Source organism: Chloroflexota bacterium, assembly GCA_035652535.1.
Taxonomy (GTDB): Bacteria; Chloroflexota; UBA6077; order UBA6077; family SHYK01; genus DASRDP01.
In genome coordinates this window covers 1-10,987 of sequence record DASRDP010000057.1, presented here as the reverse complement: position 1 = coordinate 10,987, position 10,987 = coordinate 1, and the positions used below count along the sequence as shown (strand labels likewise).

Sequence of the window (10,987 nt, the reverse complement as noted above, 5' to 3'; positions counted from 1 at the left end):
GTACGCCATGCTGCTCGGCGCCGTCTCCCTGGTGGCCCTTGCATCGTTCTTTGTCCTCGGAACGCGGACCGGGCGAGCGATAGACCACGTTGCGACGACCATGACGGGACCGGCGGCAGTCTCTATCCTCGGCGCTTCGGGTGGGCGTTAGCCCGCTACGAGAGCACCTCGTCCAGAGCGAGCTCCAGGCGGTCGATCCCACGACTCACGTCGCCTCCAAGGTGGACGCGGATGGCCCGGCGGCCGCGTTCGCTCAGCACCTGGAAGTCGCCGAGGGCCTGTGCGGTCTGGACGACGCCGAAGGTGTATCGATGGCCCGGTACGGAGATGTCCTCCGCGCGATCGGCCGTGATCTGAAGGAACACGCCGCTGTTCGGCCCGCCCTTGTAGGCCTGGCCCGTGGAGTGGAGGTAGCGCGGGCCAAACCCAAGCACGGTTGCCACGCGCTTGCGGTCGCGCACGAGCCGGCGCAGGCGCTGAAGGCGGCTCTCCAGCGCCTCGCTGTGATCGAGAAAGGCGAGGATGCCGAAGTAGTCGCCCGAGCGCAACGTGTCGACGTGGGCGCGAAGGATATCGATCAGCCGCGCGCCGGGCCCCACCATCGCGCTCAGCGTTTGGGCGTGATTGGGGCCAGCACAGAGCCGCAAACCGTCCTCTTCGGCGATGGGTGAGTCGGCGGGAAGGGAGCCGGATTCCTCCCACGCCGAAGATAGGCGCCGTGTGGCCTCCTTGCTGGCCTCGACGTCTGGCTGATCGAACGGATTGATACCGAGGATGGATCCAGCGACGGCCGTCGCCATCTCCCAACGGAAGAACTCCTGGCCGAGCTGGTAGGTGTCCGCCACCGCCAGGCGCACGACGGGGTGCCCAGCCTCCTCGATCGCTGCGATCGCGCGATCCTGCGTCGCGTCCGGCGCGGAGTCGAGCCGCGTGTAGACGAATACGCGGTCGGCGCCATACACGTCCGGCGCTCCGAGAGGCTCGCGATCAATCGGGATCAGCCCGGTGCCCCTTTTCCCCGTAGATTCGGCCAGCAATTGCTCTATCCAGGCGCCAAGGGACGCGATGGCCGGCGACGAGACGAGCGTGACCTTGTCGCGGCCCTGGAGCGCCGCGGTGCCGAGGATGACCCCCAGCACCGCGCCGGGGTTCTCCTTCGGGGGCACGCTCGCCGCGCAGGAGTTGACCATAACGTCCGCGTTCTCAATAAAGCGCGGCACGTCGATACCCGAGAGCGCGGCAGGCACCATGCCGAAGTCGGAGAGCGCTGAATATCTCCCCCCGACGGTCGCCTGGCCAAAGTACGTGGCTCGGAATCCCTGCCGCTCGGCAAAGGTCTGAAGCGCGGAACCGGGGTCGGTGATGGCGAGGAAGCGCTGCCCGGCGCGATCCGGCCCCAGAACGGTCCGGACCCGATCGAGGAAGTAGTCGGCAAGAATGTTCGGCTCGAGCGTCGTACCGGACTTGCTCGAGACAATGAAGAGAGTAGTCGCCAGATCGATGGCCCGCTCCACGCGGCGGATCTGGTCAGGGTCCGTGGAATCTAGGATGATGAGCTGGGGGTAGTCGTCGGTCTTGCCGAACGTGGCTGCCAGGACGTCTGGACACAAGCTGGAACCGCCCATCCCCAGCACAACAGCGTCCGAAATGCCCTCGCGTCGCACGTCCTCGGCAAGCCGCTGAAAGACTGAATCGCGCTCCTTCTGCTCCTCTACGAGTCCCAACCAGCCAAGCCACCGTGATTCGTCGGCGCCTGTCCAGAGTGACGCGTCTCGCTGCCAAAGCCTGCGCACGTTCCCTTGCGCTCGCCAGCTCTCGACGGTCCGCATCACCTCGGAATCCAATGGGTTCGGCAGCTTCGCAGTCAGACGGTCGATGCAACGCCCGAGAATCTCGCGGCGGCGCTCCTCGACGGCGCCGAGGAGCTGGTCGAAGGATTCGGCAAAGAGCCGCACGCCGTCCTCCATCAATGTATCGGTGATGGCGCGCAGGTCAATCCCGACCGATCGGAGCGTATCCATGACATCCTGGGCTTCGACCACGTCGAGTTCCAGCGTTGGTCGGGGATCTCCGTGGTCGCGAAATGCGTCGAGGGTGGTGGGTGGGACTGTGGTGACCGTGTCCGGTCCGATCAGTTCCGCGACGTACATGATGTCGCGATACGCCGGGTTCTTGGTGCTGGTGCTCGCCCAAAGCAGGCGTTGCGGCTTCGCGCCGCCCTGCTCGAGTCGGTCCCAGCGCTGCCCGCGGAATCGTTCCTTGTATCGCTGATAGGCGAGCTTCGCATTGGCGACGGCGACCTTGCCGAGAAGTCCCTGCAGCCGCGCGCGGTCGGGCCCGCTCGGATTATTCGCGAGCCGCTCTGCAATGAGCGCATCAGCCGCGGTGTCCACGCGGCTCACGAAAAAGCTTGCAACGCTCGCGATGTGGTCCAGGGGGCGTCCCGCGGCCAAGCGAGCCTCCAGGCCTGCCAGATACGCGTCCACCACCTGGTCGTACATCTCGAGGCCGAACAGGAGTGTGACGTTGACGTTGATCCCCTCCTCCGTGAGCTGTTTGATCGCCGGCACACCTGCCGGCGTCGCGGGCACTTTGACCATGAGGTTTTCCCGCTCGACCGTGGTCCATAGCCGACGCGCCTCGTCGATGGTTCCCGCCGTATCGTGGGCAAGGTAGGGGGATACCTCCAGGCTGACGTAACCGTCGTGGCGACCGGTTGCGTCGTAGACAGGCCGAAGGATATCCGCGGCGCCGCGAATGTCTTCAATCGCCAGCTCTTCGTAGATCTCCATGGCGTCGCGGTCCTGCTGACCCGCAAGCCGCTTCAGCGCGTCGGTGTAGTCGGTGCTGCCCCCGATCGCCTTTTCGAAGATGGATGGGTTCGAGGTCACGCCGCGAAGACCGTCTTCGGTGATCAGCCGCTGAAGCCCGCCCTCCGTGATGAGACTCCGGCGAAGATAGTCCAGCCAGACGGACTGGCCGAAGTCCTGAAGTCGAAGGACCGGATTGCGCGAGTCGATTGCCATCGCTCCTCCTCAGCCGACCGAGCGGCGTTCCGCCTGGGCTATCTGCTTCGCGACTGCGACGATTCGGTCCGGCGTGAACCCGAATTTCTGCTGCAGCTCCTTGAGAGGCGCCGACGCGCCGAACGTGTGCATGCCGATGTGGACACCTTCGGATCCGACGTAGCGATCCCAGCCGATGGTGGAAGCCTGCTCCACCGATATCCTCGCCGTGACGGTGGGCGGCAGGACGTGGTCCCGATACTCCTGGCTCTGCTGCTCGAACAGCTCCCACGAAGGCATGCTGACCACTCGGGCGCGAATCCCATCGCGCTTGAGTTGCTCGAACGCCGAGAGACACAGGCTGACCTCGCTTCCCGTGCCGATCAGGAGCACGTCGGGTCTCGCGCCGTCCGCGTCGGCGAGGACGTAGGCCCCCCGAGCGACGCCTTCGGCAGAAGCGTAAACGCTCCGATCGATCGTGGGCACTGACTGGCGAGTCAGCACGAGGGCGGCCGGCTGGTGTCGAAGCCGAAGGATGACCCGCCACGCTTCGATGACCTCATTGGCGTCCGCCGGCCGAAGTGTGATGAGGCCGGGAATTGCGCGGAGCGCCGCCAGCTGCTCGATGGGCTGGTGGGTTGGCCCGTCCTCGCCGAGACCGATGGAGTCGTGCGAAAAGACGTGCGCGACCGGAATCTCCATGAGCGCGCTGAGGCGAATCGCCGGCTTTGCGTAGTCGCTGAAGATGAGAAACGTCGAGCAATACGGCCGTAGCTTGGCCAGCGCAAGGCCATTGGCGATGGCGGTCATCGCGTGCTCACGAATGCCAAAGTGAAGGTTGCGCCCGCCAGGGCAATCGGCTTCCAGATCGTGCGCCTCAGGAAAGTCGAGTCGCGTCTTGGTGGATGGGGCGAGGTCCGCGGCTCCGCCGATCAGCCACGGGACGCGCTTGGCCAGGGTGTTCAGCACGATGCCGGAGGAATCCCGCGTTGCCATCCCCTTCGCGTCCGCCGGGAATGGCTTCAGGTCGCTCTCCCATTCGTCCGGAAGCTCGCGCCGCTGCATCCGCTCCACCTGATCGGCGAGGAGCGGAAACTGTGATCGATACTCCCGGAACCGCGCTTCCCATTCGGTCCGAAGCGCATGGCCGCGCGCGCCGATCCCGTTTCGAAAATGCTCGGGCACCCCTTCGGGCACGAGGAAATGCGCCTCCTCTGGCCAGCCATATCGACGCTTGGCGGCGCGTATCTCGTCCTCGCCGAGCGGTTCGCCGTGGGCCGCGCTCGTGTCCTGCTTGTTTGGGGCCCCGTAAGCGATGTGGCTGTCGACGATGATCAAGGTCGGGCGGTCCTGGCTGCGTTCGGCCGTCTCGAACGCCCGCTTGAGCAGGTCAATGTCGTTGGCGTCGCCCACGCGCGTAACGTTCCATCCGTAGCTCATGAAGCGCGTGGCGATGTCCTCGCTGAAGGCGAGCTCCGTGTGCCCCTCGATCGTCACGTGGTTGTTGTCGTAAATCCAACAGAGGTTCGCGAGGCGGAGGTGTCCCGCCAGGGACGCGGCCTCGCCGGAAATGCCCTCCATCATGTCGCCGTCGCCGCACATCGCGAACACGCGGTAGTCGAACACGTCAAAACCAGGACGATTGAACGTCGCCGCGAGCCATCGCCCGGCTATCGCCATGCCGACGCTCGTGGCGACGCCCTGGCCCAGGGGACCGGTCGTGGTCTCGACGCCCGAGGTTAGGTGGTATTCAGGATGGCCCGGGCACTTGCTACCGAGCTGGCGGAAGCTCCGGATGTCGGACAGCTTGACGGCCGCTTCTCCCAATCGCTCGTAGTCAGGGTCAACCGCACGAACGCCGGCCAGGTGCAACAAGGAATAGAGGAGCATCGACGCGTGGCCGTTGGAGAGGACGAACCGGTCGCGATTGGGCCAGATCGGGTCGTCGGGATCAAAGCGGAGGAAGTACTGCCAGAGGGTGAAAGCGACCGGAGCCAGGGCCATCGGCGTCCCAGGGTGTCCGGAGTTCGCTGCCTGCACCGCATCCATCGATAGGGTGCGGATGGTATTGATCGCCAGTTGGTCGGGATCCGTCGCCGGCATGATCTCTGCTCCGTGCCTTTCGTTGTCCGAGCCTGCCGGGATCAGTTCGTCAGAAGCTCTCCCCCGGGTTGTGCCATCCCCCGCTCGGTTCCGCCAGGTCATCGGCCTCGGCCGGCCCCCACGACCCCGGCTCGTACAAATGGATGGGACCAGGGTCGCGGAGAACAGGCTCTACGATGCGCCACGTCTGCTCCACACTGTCTTCCCGCGCAAAGAGGGCTGGATGGCCGTCGATCGCATCACCGAGCAAGCGTTCATACGCGTCCATTCGGTTGACACCGAACACTTCGTCGTACGTGAATCCGAGATCTACGGGGCGTGTCGCAATCTCGCTACCAGGCACCTTCGCCTGCAGGGAGACGCTGATGCCCTCGTCCCGACCGCCGAGCCGAAACCGCAGGTGGTTCGGATGGGGAATGGGCATGTGCGGGTCAGCGAAGAGCAGCCTCGGCGGCTGGCGGAACTCCACGATGGCCTCGAGACTGGTCGTGGCGAGGCGCTTTCCGGCCCGAATGTAGAAGGGCACCCCGGCCCAGCGCCAGGATTCGATGGCGAGCCGGAGCGCCACATACGTTTCCACCGTGGATTTCGGGTCTACGTTCGGCTCTTTACGGTACCCCACGTATTGGCCGCGCACGACCTCCGATGGGTCGATCGCGCGCGTCGCGCGAAAGACCCGTACCTTCTCGTCGCGCTGGTCCTCCGCGTCGACGCCGATGGGCGGTTCCATGGCAAGGAGGGCGACGACCTGGAGCAGGTGATTCTGAACGACATCCCGAAGCGCGCCCACCTCTTCGTAGAACCCGCCTCTGCCGTCGACGCCGAAATCCTCCGCCATCGTGATCTGCACGTTGGCGATGTATCGTCGATTCCAGATCGGCTCCAGCAGCCCGTTCGCGAACCGAAAGACGAGGAGGTTCTGTACCGTTTCTTTTCCCAGGAAGTGGTCGATCCGATAGATCGACTCCTCTGGGTAGGCGGACCGCAGGCATTCGTTCAGCTCCCGGGCGGACGCGAGGTCGCGCCCAAAGGGCTTCTCGATGATGACCCGCGATCCGCTGTTGAGCCCGGTTGCCGCGATGCAACCGATCACGCTCTCGAAGACGCTGGGGGGTATCGCCAGATAGAACATGGGATGCGAGTGGCCGCGCAGCGCCTCGGCGAGCCGATCGAAGGTCGATCTGTCCTGGTAGTCGCCCTGCAGAAAGGCGAGCCGTTGCGCGAGCCGATCGAATGCCACATCGTCGACCGCGCCGAATCTGGCGATGACCGCCGCCCGAGCGCGGTCCCGAAACTTGGCATCGTTCCACTGGGACCGCCCCACGCCGATGATGGGCATGTCGAGACGGTCGCTCTGCGCCAGGTTGTACAGGGCGGGCAACAGCTTCTTGAACGCGAGATCGCCGGTCGCGCCGAAGAGGACGATGGCATCTGCTCGCGGCGAAAGTGTTGTGGTCGGGCGGAGCCCAAGCTGGGCGACGGTTGGCGTCGCCGTCACGGTGCACCCGCTGGGGACGTCCCCGGATCCTCGGCGACGACCGCGTGGCCACCAAACTCGTTACGCATCATTGCGAGCATCTTGTCCGCGAACGTGTCCTCCTGGCGGCTCCGAAATCGGGCGAACAGCGAGGCCGCGATAACGGTGGCGGGCACGTCCTCCTCGATGGCCGCGTCCACGGTCCAGCGCCCCTCACCCGTGTCCTCGACGTAGCCCCGTATGCGTGACAAACGGGGATCCTTGCTCAGACCATCCACGATGAGGTCCAGGAGCCACGACCGGACGACGCTTCCATTTCGCCAGGCGTCGGCGATCCCGTGGAGATCAAGATCCGGAAATGTCTTCGAGCGCTGCATGATCTCGAACCCTTCGGCGTACGCCTGCATGAGTCCGTACTCGATTCCATTATGGACCATCTTGACGAAATGGCCAGACCCCTCGGGGCCGGTGTGGACGAGTCCGCCATCATCGGGCTTCAGTGCTTCGAAGATTGGCCGGCAGTGCTCGAAGGCGTCGTCCGCGCCGCCGACCATGAGACAGTAGCCGTTCTCGATGCCCCAAATCCCGCCCGAGGTGCCGGCGTCCATGTACCGCAAACCCCGTTCCTTCACGGTAGCGGCGTCGGCGAGGGCGGTCTTCCAGTTGCTGTTGGCCCCATCGATGATGATGTCGCCTGCCTCGGCCGCGCCCGCGAGGCGCCGAATCGCGTCGGTGGTGACCTCGCCGGCCGGGAGCATGACCCACATCACGCGTGGACGGTCCGCGAACCGAGCCACGAACTCCTCCAGGCTCGAGGACGGGACGGCCCCTTCGGCCTGCTTCTCCCGCACGGGACCGGGGGAGCGGTTGTAGACGATGACGCGGTGGCCTTTTCGAAGGAGTCGGGAGACCATGTTTCCGCCCATACGCCCAAGCCCGACCATTCCCAACTCCATGGCGCACCGCTCCTCTCACACGACTATGGAATTGACCCCAGCATCCGAAGTCCGTCTTCTCCGGCCACGACGCACGTGTCGGCGAGGTCGATGAAGATCCCGTGGTCTACCACTCCGACCGTCTTTTTGAGCTGCCGTGCCAGCCGACTGGGGTCTGCAGGCGGCTCGGCAAAAGTCAAATCGACCACCATGTTTCCATTGTCGGTGAGAAAGGGGCTCGCCGTCCCGCCGCGCACGGAGCAGGAGGCGCCCAGAGCCGACAGGCGGCCGACTGTCGCGCGCCAGAGGAACGGGATCACTTCGACGGGAATGACCCCGCGTCCGAGGCGCGGCACGAGCTTCGACGCGTCGGCGATGATGATGACTCGACGTGCCATGGCGGCGACGAGCTTCTCCCGGACAAGCGCGCCCCCATAGCCTTTGATCAACCGCAGCTCGGGATCGATTTCGTCGGCGCCGTCGACATCCAGATCTACGCCGCGTGGCGGATCCTCCACGATCGGAATCTTCAGGGACCTCGCCAGAGCGGCCGTGGCGCGCGATGTCGGGACCGCGGTCACCGACATTCCCTCCGCCACGCGGCGGCCCAGGCCTTCGACGAAATACCGCATCGTCGTTCCCGATCCCAGACCGAGGACCATGCCGGGCTGAACGAAGTCGAGGGCCCGCGTTGCCACTGCGGCCTTCAGCTCCTCGCGGTCAGACAAGGGAGTCTCGAATCGCCTGAATGCCCCGCGCGACGCCCCCGACGTGCCCGAATACGGCCGTGCCCGCGACGAGCACGGTGGCGCCTGCCTCGGTGGCGAGCGGCGCGGTGTGGGCGTCAATCCCGCCATCGACTTCGATCTCGATGTGGGGCGCGAGATTTCGCACGCGGCGGATGCGGTCCGGGCTCGTGGGTATGAACGCCTGGCCGCCAAATCCCGGCTCAACGGTCATGACGTTCACCTGGGTCACGAAGGGAATGATGTCGCGCAGCGCCTCGATCGGCGTCGCGGGATTGATGGCGACGGCCGGCCGCGCCCCCGCATCGCCGATCGTGCGAACCGCCCGATAGAGGGAGTGAGTCGACTCCACGTGGACCTGAACAATGTCCGCGCCCGCCTTGATGACGTCGTGGATCAGGCCCTCGGGCCCCTCCACCATGAGCTGGACCTCGATGGGTAGATCGGTGATGCGTCGGAGGGCCTCGATAACGAGCGGGCCCATGGTGAGGTTGGGAACGAAGTGTCCGTCCATGACGTCGACCTGGAACCGGTCCGCCCCCGCTTCCGCCGCGGCGCGCACCTGCTCGCCCAAACAGGTGAAGTCGGCGGCGAGAATGGACGGCACGACCAACGCCCGCGCGACCACGCTAGCGCCCGGCCCCCGCGCCGGCCGCGGCGGTGTCCAGGAGCCAGTATAGGGTCCCGTCGGTGGGTCTCACGAGCGCGGCCGGGATTGTCGGATCGCCGCCGAGCGCGCCCTGCAGGATCCGCGCCTTGGCCGCGCCCGACGCGAGGAAGACGGCGTTTCTCGCGGCATTCAAGACCGGGAGCGTCAAGGTCACACGGTCAACGCTCGGCGGGAGAGACCCGTGCGGCGTCGCCACGGCGATGCGCGTTCGCTCCTGAAGAGCGGGGCTCCCGGGAAACAGTGACGCCGTGTGCCCGTCCTCGCCCACGCCGAGGATCAAGAGGTCGAAGCGCGGCCACTGGGCGACCGCGATGTTGAAGCACGCGCGTATCTCTCGCTCATACGCCTCCGCGGCCTCGGCCGCGCCGAGCTCCGTCCGGACGCGGTGGATGTTGCTCGATGGTATTGGCACGTGAGCGAGCAGCGTCGTCTGGACCAGCCGATAATTGCTGTCCGGATCGTCGGCGGGGACGATGCGCTCGTCCGTCCAGAACACGTCCGTTCGTGTCCAGTCCATTCGCGCCTGGTCTTCCGGACTCGCCAGGATCTCGTAGAGCCGACGAGGAGTGGAGCCGCCGCTCACGGCGACCGTGAATCGGCCCCGCTGGTCCATCGCCTCGGCCGCGCAGGCAATCCATCGCTCGGCTGCGCGCTGACTCATCGCCTCGTAGCTCTCCGCCACGTCGACCCACGGGGGGCGATCTCGCACGCTCTCCATCCCCCGAATTGCGCTGTTCACGTGATTGTAGGCGACAAACGGATCCGCGAGCCTCGCGACTCCGGAGCGAGGAGCGTCCCGCAGGTGCGTCCTGATGGAGGCCGAGCGGTGATGGTTGACGGTGCATCAAATGCAAACTTATGATGCGCCTGGTCGGAGATCGGCGATGGGCTGGGAGCCGCGAAACCGAGGCAACGCGGGTGCCAGGCGAGTGAGGATCGCTGCGTGATGAGCCAAGCTGGGTTCGACGTCCAGGAAGCGACGATCGACGGCATCCACGCGGCGATGCAGTCCGGCGCCCTGACGTGCCGCGCGCTCGTCGAGGAGTACCTTCGCCGCATCGAGGCCTACGACAGGCGCGGCCCGAACCTCAACGCCATCCAATCGCTCAATTCGCGCGCCCTCGACGAGGCGGACGCGCTGGACGCGGAGCTTCGCCGGTCCGGCCCGCGAGGTCCGCTGCATGGGATCCCGGTGGCGATCAAGGACCAGGTGGAAGTCCTGGGGATGCCGACGACCTACGGGTCCGCCCTGTTTCGCGGCTTCGTTCCGAAGCGCGACGCGACGGTCGTCCAGCGGATCAAGGCGGCGGGCGGGATCGTGCTCGCCAAAACCAACATGGGCGAGTTCGCCGCTGGCTACGCGGGCTCCGCGTACGGCGTCTGTCGGAATCCGTACGATCCAGCCCGGGATCCGAGCGGCTCCTCCTCCGGGTCGGGGGTCGCAGTGTCCGCCAACATGGCAGCCGTGGCGGTGGGTGAGGACACCTTCGGCTCGGTTCGCGGACCCGCCGCGCGCAACTGCATCGTTGGGCTGAGGCCGACGCTGCCACTCGTGAGCCGATTCGGGATGATGCCCGCGACGCCGACCCGCGACACCCTCGGCCCGCTGGCCCGCACGGTGCGGGACGCCGCCCTCCTCCTGGACGTCATGGCGGGGTACGATCCAAATGACCCGATTACGGCGTCGAGCGTCGGCCACGTGCCTGCCACCTACACGAGCTTTCTTACGCGCGGTGCTCTCCCCGACGTACGCGTTGGCGTCATCCGGGACGCCCTTGCCACCGATACCGACCCGCAGGCGGAAGACTACCAGCGCATTCGCGACGTGATCGATCGCGCGCTGCGGGATCTGGCCGGCCTGGGCGTCGATGTGGTGGACCCGCTGGCGATTCCCGGGATCCTCGATCTCATGGCCGACATGGAGGGCACCTTCGAGAGCGAAGAGGCGACGAACGCGTATCTCGCGGCCCACCCAGACGCGCCGGCGCGGACCCTTCGGGATATCGTGCTTTCACCCCAGGTGCTGCCCTATCGTCGCGCCCGATTGGTGG

Annotated in this window: 8 protein-coding genes; 1 reads left to right on the top strand and 7 read right to left on the bottom strand. The window is 66.1% G+C overall.

The window, feature by feature from the left end:
* Nucleotides 1-155 precede the first annotated feature (155 nt).
* From VFC51_06035 to pgl, 7 genes are read right to left on the bottom strand one after another with little or no spacing between them, the layout of a single operon-like run.
* Nucleotides 156-3,026, bottom strand: a complete 2,871-nt coding sequence (locus VFC51_06035) for a bifunctional transaldolase/phosoglucose isomerase (protein ID HZT06571.1) — start codon at nt 3,024-3,026, stop codon at nt 156-158.
* Between the two features lie 9 nt (nt 3,027-3,035).
* Nucleotides 3,036-5,108: a transketolase gene (gene tkt / locus VFC51_06030; GenBank protein ID HZT06570.1), complete on the bottom strand. Its 2,073-nt coding sequence runs from the start codon at nt 5,106-5,108 to the stop codon at nt 3,036-3,038.
* A 49-nt stretch (nt 5,109-5,157) separates the two neighbouring features.
* Nucleotides 5,158-6,606 (bottom strand): glucose-6-phosphate dehydrogenase, encoded by a 1,449-nt coding sequence (gene zwf / locus VFC51_06025; protein HZT06569.1) that lies wholly within the window; start codon nt 6,604-6,606, stop codon nt 5,158-5,160.
* Nucleotides 6,603-7,541 carry a decarboxylating 6-phosphogluconate dehydrogenase gene (gnd, locus tag VFC51_06020; GenBank protein HZT06568.1) on the bottom strand — a complete coding sequence of 313 codons (939 nt, stop codon included), beginning with the start codon at nt 7,539-7,541 and terminating at the stop codon, nt 6,603-6,605. The genes zwf and gnd overlap by 4 nt, the downstream gene beginning before the upstream one ends.
* A 23-nt stretch (nt 7,542-7,564) precedes the next feature.
* Nucleotides 7,565-8,248, bottom strand: coding sequence for a ribose-5-phosphate isomerase RpiA (gene rpiA, locus VFC51_06015; GenBank protein ID HZT06567.1), 684 nt, complete (start codon nt 8,246-8,248; stop codon nt 7,565-7,567).
* Nucleotides 8,241-8,873, bottom strand: coding sequence for a ribulose-phosphate 3-epimerase (gene rpe / locus VFC51_06010; GenBank protein HZT06566.1), 633 nt, complete (start codon nt 8,871-8,873; stop codon nt 8,241-8,243). The genes rpiA and rpe overlap by 8 nt, the downstream gene beginning before the upstream one ends.
* 22 nt (nt 8,874-8,895) lie before the next feature.
* On the bottom strand, nt 8,896-9,645 hold the full coding sequence (gene pgl / locus VFC51_06005; protein ID HZT06565.1) for a 6-phosphogluconolactonase: 750 nt from the start codon (nt 9,643-9,645) through the stop codon (nt 8,896-8,898).
* Nucleotides 9,646-9,882: 237 nt separating this feature from the next.
* On the opposite strand from pgl, the gene VFC51_06000 reads away from it, so the two are divergent.
* Nucleotides 9,883-10,987: amidase family protein (locus tag VFC51_06000; protein ID HZT06564.1), on the top strand; the 1,105-nt coding region annotated here is incomplete at its 3' end.

Coding starts and splice junctions, on each gene's coding strand:
- tkt (HZT06570.1), bottom strand. CDS start 5,108: ATGCCGGCGACGGATCCCGACCAACTGGCGATCAATACCATCCGCACC.
- gnd (HZT06568.1), bottom strand. CDS start 7,541: ATGGAGTTGGGAATGGTCGGGCTTGGGCGTATGGGCGGAAACATGGTC.
- VFC51_06035 (HZT06571.1), bottom strand. CDS start 3,026: ATGGCAATCGACTCGCGCAATCCGGTCCTTCGACTTCAGGACTTCGGC.